Source organism: Chloroflexota bacterium (genome assembly GCA_014360825.1).
GTDB lineage: Bacteria > Chloroflexota > Anaerolineae > UBA2200 > JACIWT01 > JACIWT01.
In genome coordinates this window covers 17,588-38,102 of sequence record JACIWT010000004.1, presented here as the reverse complement: position 1 = coordinate 38,102, position 20,515 = coordinate 17,588, and the positions used below count along the sequence as shown (strand labels likewise).

The 20,515-nt window shown below is 59.3% G+C and carries 20 protein-coding genes; 11 read left to right on the top strand and 9 right to left on the bottom strand.

Annotated features, from left to right (window positions below; genetic code table 11):
- The first annotated feature begins 59 nt into the window (after nucleotides 1–59).
- The 3 genes from H5T64_03570 (at nucleotide 60) to H5T64_03560 (ending at nucleotide 3,793) form a co-directional block, all read left to right on the top strand.
- The gene (locus H5T64_03570) at nucleotides 60–611 is read left to right on the top strand and encodes a transposase (GenBank protein MBC7263420.1); all 552 of its coding nucleotides are present in this window, start codon (nucleotides 60–62) and stop codon (nucleotides 609–611) included.
- Nucleotides 612–643: 32 nt separating this feature from the next.
- Nucleotides 644–3,235 carry an alpha-glucan family phosphorylase gene (gene glgP, locus H5T64_03565; GenBank protein ID MBC7263419.1) on the top strand — a complete coding sequence of 864 codons (2,592 nt, stop codon included), beginning with the start codon at nucleotides 644–646 and terminating at the stop codon, nucleotides 3,233–3,235.
- A gap of 216 nt (nucleotides 3,236–3,451) precedes the next feature.
- A complete protein-coding gene (locus tag H5T64_03560) occupies nucleotides 3,452–3,793 on the top strand; it encodes a hypothetical protein (protein MBC7263418.1) in 342 nt (113 codons plus the stop codon).
- 59 nt (nucleotides 3,794–3,852) lie between these two features.
- On the opposite strand, the gene H5T64_03555 is transcribed toward H5T64_03560, so the two are convergent.
- From H5T64_03555 to H5T64_03535, 5 genes are all read right to left on the bottom strand, one after another.
- A complete protein-coding gene (locus H5T64_03555) occupies nucleotides 3,853–4,446 on the bottom strand; it encodes a transposase (GenBank protein ID MBC7263417.1) in 594 nt (197 codons plus the stop codon).
- Between the two features lie 93 nt (nucleotides 4,447–4,539).
- Nucleotides 4,540–5,382, bottom strand: coding sequence for a pyrroline-5-carboxylate reductase (locus H5T64_03550; protein ID MBC7263416.1), 843 nt, complete (start codon nucleotides 5,380–5,382; stop codon nucleotides 4,540–4,542).
- Nucleotides 5,383–5,759: 377 nt separating this feature from the next.
- Nucleotides 5,760–7,493 (bottom strand): phosphoenolpyruvate--protein phosphotransferase, encoded by a 1,734-nt coding sequence (gene ptsP, locus H5T64_03545; protein ID MBC7263415.1) that lies wholly within the window; start codon nucleotides 7,491–7,493, stop codon nucleotides 5,760–5,762.
- A gap of 168 nt (nucleotides 7,494–7,661) precedes the next feature.
- On the bottom strand, nucleotides 7,662–8,261 hold the full coding sequence (locus H5T64_03540) for a hypothetical protein (GenBank protein ID MBC7263414.1): 600 nt from the start codon (nucleotides 8,259–8,261) through the stop codon (nucleotides 7,662–7,664).
- A gap of 46 nt (nucleotides 8,262–8,307) precedes the next feature.
- Nucleotides 8,308–8,595 (bottom strand): DUF211 domain-containing protein, encoded by a 288-nt coding sequence (locus H5T64_03535; GenBank protein MBC7263413.1) that lies wholly within the window; start codon nucleotides 8,593–8,595, stop codon nucleotides 8,308–8,310.
- A gap of 293 nt (nucleotides 8,596–8,888) precedes the next feature.
- Between H5T64_03535 and greA the strand changes: the two genes are divergently transcribed.
- The 8 genes from greA (at nucleotide 8,889) to H5T64_03495 (ending at nucleotide 15,928) form a co-directional block, all read left to right on the top strand.
- Nucleotides 8,889–9,356 carry a transcription elongation factor GreA gene (gene greA / locus H5T64_03530; protein ID MBC7263412.1) on the top strand — a complete coding sequence of 156 codons (468 nt, stop codon included), beginning with the start codon at nucleotides 8,889–8,891 and terminating at the stop codon, nucleotides 9,354–9,356.
- A 4-nt stretch (nucleotides 9,357–9,360) separates the two neighbouring features.
- Nucleotides 9,361–10,827 (top strand): lysine--tRNA ligase, encoded by a 1,467-nt coding sequence (gene lysS / locus H5T64_03525; protein ID MBC7263411.1) that lies wholly within the window; start codon nucleotides 9,361–9,363, stop codon nucleotides 10,825–10,827.
- Nucleotides 10,828–10,991: 164 nt separating this feature from the next.
- Entirely contained in the window at nucleotides 10,992–11,708 is a 717-nt protein-coding gene (locus H5T64_03520; GenBank protein ID MBC7263410.1) for a hypothetical protein, read from the top strand.
- A gap of 93 nt (nucleotides 11,709–11,801) precedes the next feature.
- The gene (locus H5T64_03515) at nucleotides 11,802–12,650 is read left to right on the top strand and encodes a hypothetical protein (protein MBC7263409.1); all 849 of its coding nucleotides are present in this window, start codon (nucleotides 11,802–11,804) and stop codon (nucleotides 12,648–12,650) included.
- Nucleotides 12,647–13,873, top strand: a complete 1,227-nt coding sequence (locus tag H5T64_03510) for a M20 family metallopeptidase (protein ID MBC7263408.1) — start codon at nucleotides 12,647–12,649, stop codon at nucleotides 13,871–13,873. The genes H5T64_03515 and H5T64_03510 overlap by 4 nt, the downstream gene beginning before the upstream one ends.
- Before the next feature lie 47 nt (nucleotides 13,874–13,920).
- Nucleotides 13,921–14,409 carry a hypothetical protein gene (locus H5T64_03505; GenBank protein ID MBC7263407.1) on the top strand — a complete coding sequence of 163 codons (489 nt, stop codon included), beginning with the start codon at nucleotides 13,921–13,923 and terminating at the stop codon, nucleotides 14,407–14,409.
- Between the two features lie 53 nt (nucleotides 14,410–14,462).
- Nucleotides 14,463–14,666 (top strand): hypothetical protein, encoded by a 204-nt coding sequence (locus tag H5T64_03500; protein MBC7263406.1) that lies wholly within the window; start codon nucleotides 14,463–14,465, stop codon nucleotides 14,664–14,666.
- Between the two features lie 32 nt (nucleotides 14,667–14,698).
- Nucleotides 14,699–15,928 carry a PQQ-like beta-propeller repeat protein gene (locus tag H5T64_03495; protein MBC7263405.1) on the top strand — a complete coding sequence of 410 codons (1,230 nt, stop codon included), beginning with the start codon at nucleotides 14,699–14,701 and terminating at the stop codon, nucleotides 15,926–15,928.
- Between the two features lie 62 nt (nucleotides 15,929–15,990).
- Here H5T64_03495 and H5T64_03490 read toward each other — a convergent pair whose 3' ends face one another.
- The 4 genes from H5T64_03490 to H5T64_03475 all read right to left on the bottom strand — a co-directional run bounded on the left by H5T64_03490 (nucleotide 15,991) and on the right by H5T64_03475 (nucleotide 20,433).
- Nucleotides 15,991–16,359 carry a DUF5615 family PIN-like protein gene (locus tag H5T64_03490; protein MBC7263404.1) on the bottom strand — a complete coding sequence of 123 codons (369 nt, stop codon included), beginning with the start codon at nucleotides 16,357–16,359 and terminating at the stop codon, nucleotides 15,991–15,993.
- A complete protein-coding gene (locus H5T64_03485; protein MBC7263403.1) occupies nucleotides 16,349–16,672 on the bottom strand; it encodes a DUF433 domain-containing protein in 324 nt (107 codons plus the stop codon). The genes H5T64_03490 and H5T64_03485 overlap by 11 nt, the downstream gene beginning before the upstream one ends.
- Nucleotides 16,673–16,788: 116 nt before the next feature.
- The gene (locus H5T64_03480; GenBank protein MBC7263402.1) at nucleotides 16,789–18,612 is read right to left on the bottom strand and encodes an ABC transporter ATP-binding protein; all 1,824 of its coding nucleotides are present in this window, start codon (nucleotides 18,610–18,612) and stop codon (nucleotides 16,789–16,791) included.
- A 66-nt stretch (nucleotides 18,613–18,678) separates the two neighbouring features.
- Nucleotides 18,679–20,433 carry an ABC transporter ATP-binding protein gene (locus H5T64_03475; GenBank protein MBC7263401.1) on the bottom strand — a complete coding sequence of 585 codons (1,755 nt, stop codon included), beginning with the start codon at nucleotides 20,431–20,433 and terminating at the stop codon, nucleotides 18,679–18,681.
- Nucleotides 20,434–20,515: the final 82 nt, after the last annotated feature.

Below are 20,515 nucleotides of genomic sequence, written 5' to 3'. Positions count from 1 at the left end.
CCATCGGTGTAGGGGCGGGCCTTGTGTCCGCCCAGCACACGGGTGTGCCCCACGGAGGGATGATGTGCAATCCGGCAGAACATCGTCGCCGTTCCATTCGCCTGCGCGGATACGATTATTCGCAGGCCGGGGCGTATTTCGTGACCATTTGCACCCAGAACCGAGAATGCCTATTTGGCACGATCGCGGATGGCAAGATGGTGTTGAACCCATTGGGCGAGATTGCAGCCGTATGTTGGAACGCCATACCAGTACATTTTCGCGACGTGGAATTGGACGAATACGTGGTCATGCCCAACCACATACACGGGATCATCGTCATCCTCGACCGCGCGGATTATCGTAGGGGCACGGCATGCCGTGCCCCTACGATGGAACGATTTGGTAGGCCATTGTCGGGTTCATTGGCAACTATCGTGCGCTCATTTAAATCCGCTGCTACCAAACGCATCAATGAATGGCGCTGTACCCCCGGCGCTGTCGTCTGGCAACGCAATTATTACGAACACATTATCCGCAATGAACGCGAATGGGATGCCATCCGCGAATACATCTACCTGAACCCAACCCAATGGGATCAGGACATCGAGAATCCTGAACGGAAAACATAGGGTGAAGTTATTCCAAAGGAGCAATTGAGAATATGCGACCGATCCGGACCATCACCGTTATCCCTGCCCTGCCGGAGAAAATATCCAGGCTCAGGGAATTGGCGTATAACCTGTGCTGGTCGTGGGACCACGAGACCATTGACCTGTTCCGCCGTCTCGACCGCGACCTGTGGGAGACCAGCGGTCATAACCCGGTGCGGATGCTCGGCGTGATGCGCCAGGAGGCGCTGGATGCCATTGCCTCGGATGAGGGTTTTCTGGCTCAGATGGAGCGCGTATTGCACCGCTTCGACCAGTACATCGGCAACACCACCGCCTGGTATCCGAAGACCTACGGTAGCGCAGCGGCGCCGGGCCAACCGCCTTTGCTCATCGCCTTTTTCTCCCCGGAATTCGGCCTGGCCGATGCCATCCCCCTCTATTCGGGGGGATTGGGCGTGCTCTCGGGTGACTCCCTGAAATCGGCCAGCGATATGGGGTTGCCACTCGTCGGCGTGGGACTATTGTATCAGCAAGGATATTTCCGCCAGTACCTCAACGCCGACGGTTGGCAGGGCGAGCGTTATCCGGTCAACGATTTCTACAATATGCCAATCACCCTGGAGCGCAAGGAGGATGGCAGCCCGGTCACCGTCGAGGTGCCCTACCCTGGGCGGAAGGTTGTGGCCCAGGTGTGGCGCATCCAGGTGGGGCGGGTGCCACTGTATATGCTGGACACCAACGTGGCCGCCAACAGTCCCGAAGACCAAGATATCACCGATACCCTGTACGGCGGCGACTTGGAGATGCGCATCAAGCAGGAGATCATGATCGGGATCGGCGGTATGCGTGCCCTGGCGGCATTGGGCCTGCGGCCTACTGTATGCCACATGAACGAGGGGCATTCGGCGTTCCTGGGCCTGGAGCGCATCCGCATGTTGATGGTAGAAGAGGGTCTCTCCTTCTCCGAAGCGCGGGAGGCCGCTGCCGCCGGCAATATCTTCACCACTCACAGCAATGTCCCGGCCGCGATTGACCAGTTCCCTCCGGCTCTCGTAAACCAGTATTTCGCTGATTATCTCCCCGCCCTGGGTCTATCGCCGCAGGAATTCCTGGCCCTGGGGCGACCGTTAGGTGACAACGACGGGCCCTTCAACATGGCGATCCTGGCCATGCGCCTCTCCGCTGTCACAGCGGGGGTCAGCAAACTCCACGGGAGGGTGGCGCGGACGATGTGGCAGTCAGTGTGGCCCGATGTCCCAGAGGACGAGATACCCATCACGTCCATCACCAACGGTATCCATCTTCTCTCCTGGGTTTCGCAGGACATCGCGGGGCTATACGACCGCTATCTGGGGCCCCAGTGGCGCAACGATCCGACCAACGCTGCTCTCTGGGCGCGAATAGACCAGGTGCCCGCCGAGGAACTATGGCGCACGCACGAGCGCCGCCGCGAGCGACTGGTGGCCTTCGTCCGGATGCGGCTGCGCGCCCAAAGGGAGCAGCAGGGCGCGTCACCAGCGGAGATCGCCGAGGCCGACGAGGTGCTCGATCCTGGGGCGCTGACCATCGGTTTCGCGCGGCGCTTCGCCACCTATAAGCGCGCTACCCTACTGATGCACGACCCCGAGCGACTGGCCCGCATCCTGAACGACCCGGACCGTCCGGTGCAAATCATCTTCGCCGGGAAAGCCCACCCCCACGACAACGAGGGCAAAGAGATGATCCGCCAGATCATTCACGTGGCCCGGCAGGACGAGTTCCGCCGCCGCATCGTCTTCATCGAGGACTACGATATGAACGTGGCCCGCTATCTCCTCCAGGGAGCAGACATCTGGCTGAACACGCCACGCCGCCCACGGGAGGCCAGTGGCACAAGTGGTATGAAAGCCGCTGCCAACGGGGTCCTGAACGTGAGCATCCTGGACGGCTGGTGGGATGAGGCTTACACGCCCGAAGTGGGCTGGGCCATCGGCCGCGGCGAGGAGTACGAGGACCTCGAATATCAAGACGAGGTCGAGTCCAACGCCCTCTACGACCTTCTGGAGAAGGAGATCGTGCCTCTTTTCTACGACCGTGGAGCCAACGGCCTGCCCAGGCGCTGGATCAGTCGCATGAAAGCATCTATGCGGGCACTGTGTCCGACCTATAATACTGATCGCGTGCTGAGAGAGTACACCGAACAACTGTACCTGCCCGCTGCCGAGCGCTACACCCGCCTGGTGCAAGAGAACGCTGCCCGGGCCCGGACGCTGGCGCAGTGGAAGGCCACCCTACGCCTGGGCTGGGACAAGGTGGAGATCGGCGAGGTAACCAGCAACCGCGCTGGCGTGGTGAACGTGGGGGCCGAGGTGGAGGTGTGGGCGCACGTTCACCTGGGCGACTTGTCGCCGGAGGACGTGCGGGTGCAACTGTACTGTGGCCCAGTGGACGCCGATGGTCGCATTACCCACGGGCAGGTGAAAGATATGGCCTGTGCCGAGGCGAAATCCGACGGAGACTACGTCTTCGTGGGCACGGTGCCCTGCTCGGCGAGTGGGCTCTATGGCTACACGGTGCGGGTCGTCCCACACCACGAAGACCTGACCAACCCGTTCGAGGCAGGGCTGGACTTGATTCTTTGGGCGGAGATCGCAGGCGGTTGAAACTGCGCCTCGCGGGCCTTCGACCAAGCGTCCCCCTGCGGGGACGCAAATACCCCGTCCGCGCAGGTGGACGGCCAGCGCCGCAGGCGCCCCCAAGATGTGATTTCAATCGCCGACAACAGGGACGCAAACATTCCATCCGCGCAGGCGGACGGCCGGCGCCGCAGGCGCCCTCAAGATGCGATTTCAATCGCCGAACGGGAGAACACGAAGCCCATGGACACCAATCGCGTTTATCAGATCCTCATCTCGATGGTGGTGATCACCACCGTGTCGCTGATAGGCGATAGGTGGCGGGTGTTAGGTGGGATCATCGCTTCGATGCCGCTGACCATCCCGCTGACGCTGTGGATCGTTTTCAGCAACACGGGCGGGGACTACGTCCTCTCCGCCGAATTCGCCCGGGCCGCGACGATCGGGCTGGTGGCTACCTTTGCCTTCGCGGTAACCAGTTGGTGGGCGCTGCGGCAGGGCTGGCCAATCGCGCGGGTGATTCTGGTGGGATACACGGCCTGGGGCTTGGTGACGGGGATACAGTGGCTGATGGGGAGACATTAAGTATGGACATCACAGACTTCCGAAGTCTTGAAGACTTCGGAAGTCTGTGAGTCTGTGGGCTAGTCATCTATCAACAGATGGGCGATAACGCTCAAGTCGTGTTCGGCGTAGGATTCTACAAACGACTGATATTCCCTACAACTAGAGAACTGCGAGAGGATAATCCCGGGCGCGGGCAAGGCGCCATTGCGTTGGCCAATGTAGTCACGGTAGCTGGAGAACTCCCAATCCTCGGGCCGTCTGACTAGCCCTGCTGCTACGGGGTTCAGATGAATATAACGTGATAGGTGCAACAGGTGCTCATTCCGTTCTACGTGCACGGCCTGGAACGCCCCCTGGAAGAGCGCTCCAACCCGGCTGTACCGTCGGTTCATCGCTTTGGTGAAAGAAATGGACAACAATTGCATCTGGTGGGAGAGATTCTCACTCTGAGGAGTGAGCAGCAAATGAAAGTGATTTGGCATCAGGCAATAGGCTACCACTATACCTTTACAGACCTCCGAAGTCCTTATCTGCGGGGCGAGGTATAGGCGAATCTGCCGCAGAAAGAACAGATAGTTCTCACGCTCAAAGAAAATGTTCTGCCGATTATTACCTCGATTATAGAGGTGGTAGTATTCGCCAGGCACAAATTGAATGGTGCGTCGAGGCATAAGCAAACATCTCCTTGTCTTTGTCAGACTTCAACCTAAAGACTTAAAGACTTCCGAAGTCTTCAAGACTTCGGAAGTCTTTAGTGGCAGGGCTCACCCTTCCTCAATCGTGCTCTGCTTCTTTCCCCGTCCTAACTGCACACAGCGCTGATAGGCTGCCCAGACAGCGCGAGAAATTGCAGTGCGAAAGCCCGCCTTCTCCAGGTAGTACAGCGCCTCGGCCGAAGTGCCACCTGGTGAGGTCACCTGGTTGCGCAGGTGGGCCAAATGGTGCCGATCCCGCTGGGCATATTCCACGGAACCTTTCACTGTTTGCAGCACCAGACGCTCAGCCATGTAGCGTGGAAAGCCGAGGTGCACCCCAGCATCCACTAAAGCCTCGATGAACAGGAAAACGTACGCCGGCCCGGTGCCCGAGAGAGCGGTGGCCATGTCCAAATAATCTTCGTCCTCCACAAAAATCTCTTCACCGAGCGCTTTCAAAATAGCACGAGCCCGCTCGCGTTGCTCAGGACTCACGGCAGGCGACGCTGTCCACACCGTTATACCCTGACCAATCTGGGCGGGAGTGTTGGGCATCGAACGCACCACGTATGGGTGATCCAATTCGCGTTGGATGAGTGCCAAACGGGCCCCGGCGACGATGGAGAGTACCAGGGCCGGACTGGGGATATCTCCCCGCAAGTCCGATAGAACGCCCGACAGAACCTGTGGTTTTACCGAGAGGACCACTACTTCGGCACCCCGGACCGCCTCGCGGTTGTCAGTGGTAACTCGCACCTTGTACTTCTGTTGGAGTTCGGCACCGCGCTCCAAACGCGGTCCAGCCGCCACAATCTGCTCCGGGGCAACTACATTTTGTGTCAAGAGGCCCCTGATCATGGCTTCGGCCATCACTCCTGAGCCAACAAACGCTATTTGCACATTATCCCACATTCTCTCATCCATGTTACACCCGGGACCGATGGGTTTCAATAACCGTCGCACACGGGCAAATTTGTTCAGCCGGCGGGTTTCTCCCCCACCACCTCCACCACCCAGGCGTGCACCTCGTCGGCGGCAGTTGTACTGCGGGCTTGCCACTCTGACAGGCAATTGAACCCGCGCCTGCAGGTCCCATGGGCCGGCATCCCACTGTGGCAACATAGCCGGGCGGCCCATACAGGTAGAGCGGAGGCTCTATTAGTCCCGCCCAAGAATACATACTCGGGCTACATCCACAAAGTCCCACAGGGACTTTCTACACGTAGCCGTCGAATTTTATTCGACGGCGGCGGCAGTCGCAATCTGGAGATTGCTCCCACAATGTTCAGTCAGCCGGCGGGTTTCTCCCCCACCACCTCCACCACCCAGGCGTGCACCTCGTCGGCGGTCTTGCACTTCAGGCATTCCTGGGCCAAGTGGCGCATCTCCTCTACCTTCAACCGGCGGATCAGGGCCTTCGCCGCCGGGATGACCGAGGCGTTCATGCTGAACTCGTCCAGCCCCAACCCCAACAGAATCGGGATGGCCAACAGATCGCCTGCCATCTCCCCGCACATCCCCACCCACTTGCCCTCGGCGTGGGCGGCGCGGATCACGTGGTCAATCAGGCGCAGGATGGCGGGGTGCAGCGGCTGATAGAGATACGAGACCTTCTCGTTCACCCGGTCCACGGCCAGGGTGTATTGCACCAAGTCGTTCGTGCCGATGCTGAAAAAATCCACCTCGGGGGCCAGGATGTCCGCGGCGATGGCCGCGGCTGGGATCTCGACCATGATGCCCACTTCCATTTGCGTGGCGAAGGGGCATTTCCGGGCCGCCAGTTCGGCTTGGGCCTGGGCCAGTGCCTCTTTGGCAGCGTGCACTTCTTCGACCGTGGCCACCATGGGGAACATCACCTTCACGTTGCGCTCGTAAGCGGCGCGAAGGATGGCCCGCAACTGGGCGGCGAAAAGGTCCGGTGTGCCCAGACTCAAGCGGATGGCGCGGTAGCCCAAGAAGGGGTTCATCTCCTGGCCGATGTCGAGATAAGGCAGTTGCTTGTCGCCGCCGATGTCCAAAGTGCGGATGATGAGCGGGCGGTCGCCCATCGCGTCGGCAACGGCGCGGTAGGCGGCGTATTGCTCCTCTTCGTCGGGCATACAGGTGCGGTCCAGGTAGAGGAACTCGGTGCGGAAAAGCCCCACCCCTTCGGCCCCGTACTCCAGCGCCTCGCAGGCCGACCCTACATCGGCGATGTTCGCCACCACCTCCACCCGGTGGCCGTCCAGAGTTACGGCAGGCTCCTGGGCCGCCTTCATCTCCAGTGCGCATTGTGCTGCCAAGTATGCTCGCTGGCGCTCGTATTCCTCGCGGGTGGACTGGTCGGGCGCGACAACGACCAGCCCCTGCTCGCCGTCCAAGATCAGTTCCTGGCCCGGCCCGACGTTCATGATGCCGTCGCCGATGCCCACCACCGCCGGGATGCCCAGGATACGGGCGATGATGGCAGTGTGGGAGGTCTCGCCGCCGCGGGCAGTGGCGAAACCGAGGACGTGGGCCTTGTCCATCTGGGCAGTGTCGGAGGGCGTCAGATCCTGGGCGACGACGATGACGTTCCGGTCCAGCCGGGTGAGGGAGGAAGAGGTCTCCGCACCGCACAGGTTGCGCAATACGCGCTCGCCCACATCCCGCAGGTCAGCGGCGCGCTCACGGAAATAGGGGTCCTCCATGGCATCGAACTGGGCGGCAAAGGCGGCGAAAGCGCCACGCACCGCGGTCTCGGCGTCCTCGCCTTTCTGGATGCGCTCGCGGATGGAATCCAAGAGCATAGGATCGTCGAGGAAAGCCTGGTGGGCCTGAAAGATGGCCGCCGCCTCCTCGCCGATCTCGCGCACAGCCGACTCATAGATGTCCTGCAGTTGCTGGCGCGAGGCATCTATGGCCTCGGCCAAGCGACCCAATTCGGTCTCCGCATCCGCAGGCGCTTGGGCCGGGCGCGAGGGGCCACAGATAACAGGGCGATAGATATACGCGGGGCCCAAGGCCACGCCCTTGGAAGCAGCGATCCCTTTCAATGTCTCCATCTATCACAACTCCATGGGTGAAATTTCGTCCCTCAGGTCGCCCAGAAATAAATTTCCGGGCTACACCCACAAAGTCCCAGAGGGACTTTCTACCTGTAGCCGTCGCACACGGGCGATTTTATTCGACGGCGAGGCTTCGCCTATGTAGCCGTCGCTACGCGTTTGCCTTTATTCCGCCGCCGGCCCCAAAAGAAGTCCCACCATCACCGCCACCAGCCCGGCCCCCACCATCTTCAGCCCGGAGACGACCAGGCTCTCCCTGGAGATGGAGCCCAAGAGCATGCCCAGCCCAAAGAGGGCCAGCATGGCCATTCCCGCAGAGAGATAGTACATCCGGGTGATCTCACCCAGCAGCGCCGCCGCGAAAAACGGCGAGAGCACGAATAGCGCCGCCAGGAGCGGGGCCAGCCCGTCCACCAGGGCGACGATGATCACCGCCAGGCGCTGGGCCTGGCCGATGCGCGTTGCCGTCAGGTCGGTGAGAGTGTATTCTTCCAGTTCGTCCAGGCTGCGCTTGCGCTCAGCGGATTCGGTCAGGTAGGCCCCCCAGAGGCCGGAGATGCCCATCGAGGCGCTGGTGGCCAGCCCGGTGATGAGCACCACGCGGGGATGGCGCACGTGGGCGGTGAAACTGCCCACCAGCACGCCGACCATGGTGAGCACGCCATCGAAGGCGTTCATAGCGAAAAGCCGCCGGGCGATCTCACCGACTTCGGCGACCTCCATGTCTTCGCGCAGTCTTTCCAGTCCTTCGTGCAGGAAAAGCATCGGCGGAAATTCTTCGGTCGAGGCGTATTATGCGTCGGCAGCGTGATCAGTCTTGGAGGGTGGCAGCGTCGTCAATGATCAGCCGGCCAGCGACGGCCTCATCAATGGAGTGCACTGTGCCACCGTTCTCGTTGATGATCTTGATGACCTCGGTGTAAACGACGTTGGACCCTTCGAGGGTGATCTTGGCGTTCTCGACCTTGCGGTCTATTTCGTAGATGCTGATGTTCACCGCCTCCACACCCGGCAGATCGCCTAATTTGGCTGCCAGGTCCACGATGGAAGGATCGTGGGGCTTGAGCACGTCCAAAACCAGCCTCCGGATATTTGCCACTTCTATTCCCTTCCTTTCTGGCGGGATTATAGCACGGGCGCGGGATGATGTCAACGTAGGACAAGTTGGCAACGAGCGCGCTCAGCGGCAGTACAACTGCCACTGAACAATGACAACTGCCACTGAACAATTGCGGGCAAATGATTCAGGCTTAGCACGGTTTTTGCATTTTTCTCGATTTTGGACTATAATATTGATGGTAATACGCCGCGCCGTTGGGCGCTTTTTTGCTATGCCCCGCGCGGCTTCGCGTGCTCCATACAGCAAAAATCTACAAGGAGTGTGGCAGTTCCATGGCTGAAAAGCCAGTCTTCCTCACCCCCGAGGGGAAGCGCAAACTCCAAGAGGAATTGGAGTACCTGCGCACGGTGCGCCGCCCCCAAGTGGCCGAGAACATCCGCCAGGCCAAGGAGGGCGGCGATATCATGGAGAACGTCGCCTACGATGCCGCCAAAGATGAACAGGCCTTCGTCGAAGGGCGCATCATGACCCTGGAGGCGCTGCTCAAGAACGCCGTCATCATCGAGGAGCCGACTTCCCCCGGTGTCGTCACCCTGGGCAGCAAGGTAACCGTGCGCGAGGGCCGCAATCCTCCCGAGACCTTCCACATCGTTGGCGCAGCGGAATCTGACCCCGCCAACGGGCGCATCTCCAATGAGTCCCCATTGGGCCGGGCCCTGATGGGTCATAAGAAAGGCGACCTGGTGTACGTCCAGACCCCAGATGGGAGATTAGTCTTCCGTCTTCTCAACGTGGAGTGAATACATGACCGGGATCACCGACGAGCACGAGAGCCGCCTGGCCAAACTGCGTGCCCTGCGCGAGATGGGCGTGGATCCCTACCCGCCCCGCTTCCGACGCACCCATTCCACCGCCCAAGCGCTGGCCGCCTTCGATCAGGACGGCGAGGGCAGTGAGGTTACAGTGGCCGGGCGGCTGGTGGGCATCCGCATTATGGGCAAATCCGCCTTTGCCCACATCCAGGATGGCGATGGACGCCTGCAACTTTATTTCCGGCTGGACACGCTGGGCGAGAAAGAGTACGAATTCTTCAAGCGCTACTTCGACCTGGGCGATTTCGTCGGCGCGACAGGCACCCTCTTCCGCACTCACACCGGCGAGGTCACAGTCCACGTGCGCTCCTTCCAGATGCTGGCCAAGGCGCTGCGCCCGATGCCGGAGAAGTGGCACGGCATCCGCGACGTGGAGATCCGCTACCGCCAGCGCTACCTGGACCTCCTGGCCAACGAAGAGGCGCGGCGCATCCTCCTCACCCGCACCCGCATCGTGGCTGCCCTGCGGCGCTACCTGGATGAGCGCGGCTTCATCGAGGTCGAGACGCCCATCCTCCAGCCCATCTACGGCGGCGCGGCAGCACGCCCCTTCATCACTTACCATAATGAACTGAAGGCCAACTTCTACCTGCGCATCGCCGACGAACTTTATCTCAAGCGCCTGATTATCGGCGGCCTGGACAAGGTGTATGAGATCGGCAAGGACTTCCGCAACGAGGGCATCTCCACCCGCCACAACCCCGAGTTCACCCAACTGGAGGTCTATGTGGCCTATGCCGACTACCACGATATGATGGCGCTGGTAGAGGATATGTGGGCCACCGCGGCCCGCGAGGTGCTGGGCTCGACCCAGATCACCTATCAGGGCCACGTCATTGACCTGACTCCACCCTGGCAGCGCATCACCATGCGCCAGGCCATCCTCGACGCCACCGGCATAGACATCGAGGCGGCAAACGATCTGGCGGCGCTCCAGGCCCAGGTGCGCGAGCGAAATCTGGCCCTGGAACCCCAACCCAGTTACGGGAAACTGGTGGACGAACTCTTCGGCGAGCACGTGGTACCCCGCCTCATCGCCCCTACCATCGTCACCGAGTACCCGCTGGAGATCTCCCCCCTGGCCAAAACGAAGCCGGGATCCGATAAGGTAGTGGAGCGCTTCGAGTTCTTCATTGGCGGGCTGGAATTGGGCAACGCCTACAGCGAACTGAACGATCCGCTGGACCAGCGGGAGCGCTTCGCAGCCCAGGCCCGCGACCGCGACCTGGGCGACGAAGAGGCGCATCCGATGGACGAGGATTTCCTGCTGGCGCTGGAGCACGGCATGCCGCCCACCGGCGGACTGGGCTTCGGCATCGAGCGGATGGTGATGATCTTCACCGACCAGACCTCCATCCGCGAGGTGATCGCCTTCCCGCAGTTGCGGGCCCGGGAGTAGGGGCAGGAGGCAAGGGGCAGGATGCAGGAGGCAAGATGCAGGAGGCAAGAAGCAAGAGATGGCTCGTAGGGTATGTGCCTCGCGGGTTCCGCGGGTCGTTGACGGGTTATGGCTCTTATTTTACGCGGGCGGATTCCGAACAAACTAAGGTAGAGGGCTGATAGATGACGGAAGAGGTCAATGGTGGTTCAGCAGCAGCTGAGTATGTTGCCCATATCGCTGAGGTGATGGCAGAGAATGAGAGGTTCCTTTCCGAGAATGCGAAGGGAACTTGTGAGGAAGTCATAGAACTCATCAATGACGCTATAGACGAAGTAGCCTGTGCTGTGAAGAGACCAGAGAGGGAAAAGGATTATGTCGAGCGTGCAATGGCATTCTTTACCCATCACGTCCTCATGCCTTTGAGCTACGCTGTTTACTTCGACTTGCTGGCGGGCAATGTTCCTGCCTGTTTCATGGAACTTAGGTTGATACTTGAATCGCTAGTGAAGTGTTATCTTGCAGACTCACAACACCCAGAAGTGCCGTTCTTTCAGGAGAGATTGGAGCTATTAGAGCAGGAGATCCATCAAGCGGAGCTGAGCACTTCCAAAATTATGAAAGAATTAGGGGAGGAATTAGGGAGAGCGAATGATTTTGTTGCTTTATGGGGTAAACTCTCCCAAGACTGGGTCCATATGAAAGGCTTTACAGACAAGCTTGTAAATTATGTCACTCAGATGTCCGATATGCCACCTTGGGCCCTGGTAATACCCATGAACTACACGCTAAGCGACCTGAGCATCCTTGAGGAATTGCGTGATCGCATACTACAGTTCAGGAGTCTGTTAGCAACTGCGATGGGAAAATACAGGCAGGAGTATAATCCTGACACAGGCTAACCTGCGTGCAGCTGACTCACCTCCCCCGTGCTACAACAGCGCCACTGAGCTTTCTCGTTATGTGCCACTGTCCTGTATGTAAACAAATGATTCATGATGAGCAACATTTCTTTCTCGCGTTTCGTATATCTGGATACAAACATCTACAGCCACCTTGCCCAGAATACTCACCTGTGGAATCGTTTGCTGGACTTTTTGCTGACAAACGATTTGTGCCTTGCGCTAAGTAGTGCCAACCTAGCGGAACTCGCAGATGCTACAGACCTCCATGCGACACTGACAGATCTGCTGATCCTACTACCATCGGCTGCTGTCAAGACATGGGATGCTATCCTCGATGAGGAGGTGGAATCTCATCCACAGCGCCGACAAGATTCCTTACTGCTTTATCCCCTCAACCAGCTCTTACTTCAGCGCGACGGTCATGAGACCCTGCTCGGCTGGTTTACATCGGAGAAACTGGCTGAGGCTCGCCGCCAGCAATTGGCACACGCCAAGCAGATGCGCGCCAGGCACGACAGTTTGAAGGGCAACTTCCCTCTTTCCAAATCAGGCAAGTACACAGCGCGGCAGTCTGGCCAGTTCGCCGATTTCATCGTGATCCAATGGTTGGCCAACACACACCGTAGTTTCCTAGCATCCTTCAAGGACAAGAGCCAGGATCTACACACTGAGGTGTTTCTATCTATCAGGCTTTTTGCCCTAGTCATCTTCTATAAGTATTACCTCGGACGCCGTGAACCTGACAAACTATCCGACTTCGGCGATTTGGGTCACTTGTCTGCTTTACCATACTGCAAATTGGCAATCGTTGAACGCGACCTGTGTAACGTGCTAGACCAGATCAAGCGACACCACGATGTTCTTGATTCCACAATGGTACGAAACGTAGATTTCTTCAGAGACTGGGAGTGGAAAGGAGCTAGGCGCAATCCCACATGACCACAACACCAGAGACAATGCAAAACCTGATCCTCGACGCCATCGCATCGTACCGCGATGAAATCGTAGATTTCACCAAAGCACTGGTGGCCATCCCCACCGAGAACCCGCCTGGCAAATCATACTCGGCGTGCGTCGAGCGGATCGCCAGCAAGTTGCAGGAAATCGGATTAGACCCCACCATCCTGGAGGTCCCCGATGGCCCACCACTTCACCCCCGCTATTGCCTCCTGAGTTCCTACGGCAAAGGCGAAAGGACGCTCTACTTCCACGGTCACTACGACGTTGTGCCCGCATCGAGCGAGGCGCAGTTCCATCCTTATGTAAAGGGCGGGGAACTTTTCGGGCGCGGTTCGTCGGACATGAAGGGCGGTCTCGCGGCCATGATCTATGCCGTCAAAGCCCTAAAGGACTGTGGCATCGCCCTGCAAGGCAGAGTTGGCCTGACCATCGTCCCCGATGAGGAGACGGGCGGCGCCTTCGGATCGCGCTACCTCGCCGATGCAGGTTTGCTCGGGGTGGACGGCATCGGCATGCTCATGTCGGAACCCACCAGCGGCGTGATTTGGAACGCGAATCGCGGTGCTCTTTCCTTGCGTGTAACGGTGAAGGGCAAACCCGCTCACGTTGGCTTACATTATCAGGGCGTCAATGCATTCGAGCGGATGCTCGCCGTGGCGAATGCACTGCTGGAACTCAAGGCCGAGGTGGAGTCCAGAAGCACAGGCTTCGCCATCGAGCCGGAAGCGGCCCGACGCTCTATCCTGCTGGTGGGTGGACGATGCGAGGGCGGCACGAACTTCAACCTCGTCCCGGCCGAGTGCTCGTTCACGGTGGACCGCCGGATCAATCCCGAGGAGGACCTGGAGACAGAGAAACGCAGGCTATTCGCGCTCTTTGAGGGACTAAGAGGGGAGGGGATGGATCTGGACGTGGAGATCCTCCAGGAGGGGACGTCCGCGGGCTGTTCCAAGGATGACCCGGTGGCACAGGCGCTGGCGGAGAGCGTGGAGGCAATCACGGGGCGGTCGCCCTCATTCGAAATGTGTCCTGGACTCCTCGAGATTCGCTTCTACGCCCAGCGGGGCATCCCGGCTTTCGCCTATGGGCCAGGGCTCTTGTCGGTCTCACACGGGCCGGATGAGTTCGTCCGGCTCGCTGATATCTACAATTGCGCGGCGATCTATGCGCTCACGGCGGTGCGAGTGTTGGCTCGGGGATGATCTCGCGGCGGAGGAGAAAGAAGAGATGTAGTTCGTAGGAGGAAGTTATGGATAGACCAGAGGATCTATTTGAGAAATGGTACGTACAACCCCTGGAGAGACTGCGAGAAATACCTAACGGGGCTGGGGGCTTTGTCGCACTTGCGACGTGCTGTTTCCTATACGAGCGGTATGCGGTAGCGGTAATTGAGAAATCAGGTCACAATGCTGACACAAGCGCGATTATCAGTCAGTTTGCGACCGACTTCGGTGTAGACAAAGAGACTGCTCAGAATTTCTGGGACGTCATTCGAAATGGCCTCTTGCACGGAGGAATGCCCAAACAGCAAGAATACGGACAACAGACACTGCCTTACTGGGCGATGCGAGAAGATTTTCCTGCGGTAGAGTTATCCGAGTGGTGTGGTAAGCGAATACTGAAAGTGCAGCCGTGGCAAATCATGGAAAAGGTCATCTCGCTGTGGCGTGAGAACCTGCACCTGCTTGACCGGAGCAAGAGTTTTCCATGGGCTAACATACTTCCGTTGCCGTTCTGAAACGCAGGCAAAAGCCATCCGGAAGCAAGGAAGAAGCACAAAAGGAGGCAGCCATGCTCGTGTACAAAGAAGGAGAAACGTGCAGGACGTTGCGAGTCATCATCGATGGCACGACGTTTTTCAACTACGGCGACGAAGTGCAGATCCTGAGGGCGATACCAGCCCAACCAGGACATCCCTACAATGGTTACGTTGTTTACTCCTCACTGACGGGGAGAGTGGTCGAACTCCGCGAGGCGGAACTCGAACCGCTTTGAGACGCCCAATTGGGGAAAAGGACAGGCATCTGATGAGAAGAATGCTTCTTGCGCTCGCGGTGCTGATACTAACAGCGCTCGCTTGTCGGCGGACCCCGACATCCACCCCTCTCCCACCTACGTCCTCCCCCACCCCGACCGTCCACCCCGCCCATCTTTGGTACCTCCTGCGTGGCGGTCCCAAAGCCGACCAGGCCTGGGGTGTGGATGTGGACTCCTCAGGCAACATCTACCTCGCCGCATACGAACAGAAACCAGACCAATGGTTCACTGATATGTCCATCTACAAGTTCACGCCAGAGGGCGAAGAATTGTGGCATACCGAATGGGGCGATAGGTTTCAGGAAAAAGCGTTCATCGTGGATGTGGCAGAGCCGTTCGTGTACGTCGGCGGGCTGACCCACACCGCTGCCGGGCTTACAGAGGCGGATATGGCTGTCCTGGCTCTCGACGCAAACACGGGCAGCCTACTGTGGGAGTTCACCTGGGGGCAGGGCTTCGGCTACGAAGAAGTGGACGGACTGGTGGTGGATGGCGACTATATCTATGTCTCCGGCTGGACCACCAGTGAAAAGACCGGCTACGATATCGGCGTCCTGAAACTGGACCGACAGGGCAAGGAAATCTGGCAGACTGTCTGGGGGACAGAAGGCTTCGACACAGCGGATGGACAAATGGTGGTGACCGAAGACAGCATCCACGTCTCCGGGCGAGTGAACGGCACCAACATGTTCCTCGGAGGCCAGGCGGTCGTCGCCAGGTTCTCCAAAGAAACCGGCGCATATCTCCAGCACGTCACCTGGGGCCAGTCGGCATTGGCGGACGGCCTGGGTATGACCAGCGATGGGGTATCTTTGTACGTCGTGGGCATCAACATGAAACTCGGGAGCGGCAACCAGATTTTCCTACTGAAGTACGACAGAGAATTGCACTTGCTCTGGGACAGGCTCTGGGGCGACGAAAGCGGCGAACACACGGGTCGCGCTGCCGCAATGGACCCTTCTGGAAATGTCTTGCTGGCCGTGAACTCGCGCCAAACCAGCACCAGCCCCACGGATATCTTCCTGCTGAAGTTCAGCCCCGAAGGTCAACTCCTCTGGGAAAGCCGCTGGGGTGGCGCAGATGAGGATGTGGTTCACGGTTTAGTGGTGGACGGGGATTTCGCCTATCTCGCCGGACTAATCAAATTCAGCGAAGCCAAGCAGAGCGACGCTTTGCTCATCCGAGCCGACAGCCGCACCGGGCAGTTCCCACCGTTATAGGGACAACAACAAGCCCCTTAGGGTTTCCGAAAATCCTAAGGGGCTATACTTTCGAGGTCGTTCTACCTGAAGGCCTGTAGCCAGCGGATCTGGTTACGCATCTCATCAGCAGTTACGTGGTTCAGCAAGTTGAGCAGGCGACGCACTAACACATTAACGGGCACTTGATCAGACAGGATAATACCGTAGTGCTCCTTTCCATGTTGTAGCCAGTCCAGGTGAAGCTGCAGGTAGTCAGAGGTATTGTGGGTGAAAAGAGCCCGTCCTTCAGCGGTCGCATAGGCCAGTTGTTCTTCGTCACTCAAACCCCAACGGCCCACTTCGTGGGCGCTGATCACGTCGAAACCACGTAATCGAAGCGCAGTGGCCACGCGCTTGTGGACATCTTCATCCAGGTAAAGCCGAATGAAGAGGAGGGATTCAGGACTCACGGTTTCCCTCTGCTATGATGCGACCATCTGCCGTCATTTTTAGGCCATAGCGCTCTATCAGTCGCTCAACCCGGCTTTCTTCGATGTCCTGTTCAATCTCCGACTGGTGGTCATGATAGTAGCAGAGGGCCTCATAGACCTGAGCAGGGGTCAAATGGGGTAGGCCCTCGAGAATCTCTTCCACACTAAGACCGAGTTTATAGTAGCCCACAATCGCTTTGACCGGCGTCCGCGTGCCCTTGATGATTGGCCGGCCATCGCACACCCCGGGCTGACGAGTGATATACAAATACTCCGTCCTTACAGCGCCCATCAAAACCTCCGTGCCACTCGAAATCCTATGTAGCCCGCCGCGCCGTAATTATACCTCCGATTCTCCCGCAAGGCAACGCAAATCCTTAAGGTTCTGAAACCCTAAGGGCCTGCATCTCACCTTTCACGCAAGAAGCCTGCCTGCTCGATGTACTCCAGCGACTGGTGGCGGAAGTAGGTGTTGTATAGTTCACTGTAGTGGCCGCCCGCCGCCAGCAGCGACTCGTGATCCCCCTCCTCGATGATCTGACCATCGCGCAGCACCACGATTCGGTCCGCATTGCGCACCGTGGAAAGGCGGTGGGCAATCACAATGGCGGTGCGCCCGTGCATTACCACATCCAACCCCTCCTGGATCTGCGCCTCGGTGAAGGGGTCCACGCTGGCCGTGGCCTCGTCCAGGATGAGGATGGATGGGTCTTTGAGTAGCACCCGCGCCAGGGCCACCAGTTGCCTTTGCCCCATCGAAAGGTTCGCCCCACGCTCGCCCACATCGGTGTCCAATCCATCCGGCAGGTCAGCGAGCCAATCGCCGTTGCCGATGCGCATGGCTGCCTCGTACACCTCCTGGTCAGTCGCCTCGGGCCGGCTGTAGCGGATGTTCTCGCGCACCGTCCCCGAGAAGAGGAAAGGTTCCTGCGGCACGAGCCCAATGTGCCGCCGGTATTGAGCAAGATCCAGACGGCGGATGTCCCGCCCATCTATCAACAGTTCTCCGCCCTGGAACTCGTAGAAGCGAGCCAATAGCCGCGCCAGGCTGGATTTGCCAGCGCCGGTATGTCCCACGAAGGCCACTGTCTCCCGGGGGTGCACCACCAGGGAGAAGTCGGGCAACACCACCTCGGAACCGGTGTAGGTAAACTGAAGGTGGCGGAATTCGATCTGTCCTTGCAGAGACTGTGCCCCCACCGGTTCGGCTGCCGTCTGCACCACCTTGGGTTGGGCATCTATCAGGGCGAACACCCGCTCCGCGGCTGAGAGACCATCCTGGAACTGGCTCCAGAAGGAGGCGATGCTCATCATCGGCCACCAGAAGAACCCCACCGCCTGCATGAACAGGTACCAGTTGCCCGGGCTGACTGCCCCGCCGCGAGTGGCCAGCCCGCCTGCGTAGACCAAGAGCGCCACTCCCAACCCAGAAGCAATGCCCATCATGGGGAAGATGCCGCTCAGCGTCAGTCCACGCCGCAAGCCCACTTGGTAGGCCTGCGTGTTATTGGCCGCAAAGGTGGTGTAGATGGCGCGCTCCTGGCGGAAACCCTTGGCTATCATAATGCCGCTGATGGATTCTTGTATCTGAGCGTTGATCTTGGCGGTTACCCGCCGGGCGTGCTGGGTAACCTCCCGTGCGAAACGCCGGAAACTGAGCGCAATGCCGGCGGCGATGGGTGCCATCCCCACCAGCAGCAGAGTCAGCCACACGTTGATGTGCAACAGCCAGACCAGGAGGATGAGCACCAGCAACACCTGGCTCAACAGGTCCATCGTCAAGGTGGCCACATCGGAGAAGTCCTGCGTGTCGGAGGTGATGCGGCTGACGATCTTGCCGGACGGATGTTCATCGAAGAAGGAGAGGTCATGGCGGATGGTGGCGTCGAAAACGTCCTCCCGCAGCCTCAGCACCACGTCGCCCACCACCCGCGCGGAGAGCAGTTGCCGCGCGAAGTTCATCACCCAGGCCATCACTCCCAAGAGGAGTACGCCGCCCGCCAGCGCAAGCATGACCTCGGTGGATGGGTTTTCGGCCACCAAGTCAATCCCTCGGGCGATGAGGATGGGTCCGCCAGTCCCCGCCAGGGAGTTCAGCGCGATCATGATCGCCACCAGGAACATCTGTCGGCTGTATGGCCGAAAGTAGCCGATGATGCGCCGTAGCAGTTCCCTATCGCTGTAACTTCGGTCGTAGGCCTCGGTTTCCAGGCCATCCAAAATGAAACCCATATCGCTCCCTCAATTGTTCGGTGGGCACGCACCAGGCGTGCCCCTACGTATATCCACGGGTCGCGCCTACGTGTATCGGGCGAAAATGCGCCGGTAATCCGGGCAACGCTGCATCAATTCCTGGTGTGTTCCCTGATCCACCAACTCGCCCCTGCGCAAGACCAGGATGCGGTCCGCCCAACGGATCTGGCTGAGGCGGTGGGTGATGAGGAACGTCGTCCGCTGACGGCTGATGCGGCGCATGGCGCGCTGAATCTGATCCTCGGTGGCGCTATCGATGGCGCTGGTGCTATCGTCTAAGATCAGGATGCGGGGGTTGGTGAGGAAAGCGCGAGCGATAGCGATGCGCTGCCGCTCCCCACCGGATAAAGTCACGCCGCGCTCACCGATCACGGTGTCGTATCCTTCGGCAAAACCGGTGATGAACTCGTGGGCCTGCGCCTCGCGTGCCGCCTGTTCGATCTCCTCTTGGGTGGCATCGGCCCGCCCGAAGGCGATGTTCTCCGCCAGGGAGCGGGAGAAAAGGAACACGTCCTGTTCGATGGTCGAGATCTGCGAGCGCAGCGACTCCAAGTTCCAGTCGCGCACGTCCACCCCGTCCACCAACACCCGGCCACTGTCCACGTCAAAGATGCGGTTGATGAGCCGGGTGAGGGTCGTTTTGCCGGAGCCGGTCTGCCCGACGATGGCGATGGTCTCCCCCGGCCGGGCGATGAAACTGATGTTCTTGAGCACGGGCCTGCTATCGTAGCCGAAACTGACGTTTTCGAAGATCACCTCTCCCCGCATCGGTTTTGCCACGCCCGCCTCGTTCTCGTCCAGTTCCGTCTGCGTGTTGATCAGTTGCAGGATGCGTTTCGCGCTTGCGATCCCCAGTTGTACCAGGTTGAAAGAGAAGATGGAGATAAAGGTGGGGAAGCGCAGGGTGCCCACCAAGCCCATGAAAGCGATGACCTCCCCCAGGCTGATGTGTCCTCCTCGCCACAACAAAAGGGCGTGCAGGAGCGCAGCCGCCCAGGCCAGGCTGAACACCAACATCGGCAAGTAGCGGGCCTGGATTTCCCCCTGCTGCACGAAATAATCGCGGTACCGGCGGGCATCGCGCACGAATTTCTCCCACTCCTGCCGCTCCTGGACGTTGCCCTTGACGACCTCGATGCCAGCGATGGCTTCTGCCAGCCCAGCGTTCATCACCCCAAATTGGTCGCGCAACGCAATGCTCACCGGGCTGAGCCTGTGGTTGTAGTCGGCCACGGTGATGACCAGCAAGAGGAGGAAGATGCACGGGATCAGCAGTAGGTCTACATTGAGCCGGGCGATCAGGAAGATGGGGATGACCGCTGCCAGCAGGGAATCCAAGATCAACATCACCCCAGGGCTGAACATCAGGTTGAGCATGTGCACGTCGTTGGTGACCCGAGCCATGATGTCGCCGATTCGCTGCCGGCCATGAAAGGTCTGACTCTTGCCCAATAAACTTATGTAAAGTTCATCGCGGGCGTCGCGCTCAATGAGTTGGGCCAGGAACTCCAGCGAGTAGTTGCGCCCCAGCCCCGTGAGCCCCTGCCCCACAGCGCAGGCCATGACGCTCAACGCCAAAGTCAACAATTCCGGCGTGCGCCAGCCGGGTGTGGTGATCAGGTCGAACCCGCGGCCGATGAAGATCTGGATGTAACTGTAGAAAGTGTTGTTCAGGACGGCGGATGCGGCTGCGGCCACTGGCAGGAGGGGATAGCGAATCAGATGGGAGATGATCCAGCGCACTGGCCCTGAGCGGTCGTAGCGGTATTCGTTTGCGACGGTGAACTCTCGTTTTTCCACGACGACTCCAGGGGGATTATACCGCGATACTGCCAGCCCCACAAGCGCGCCCTGCGTTCCACCGCAGTTGCACTGCGGGGTC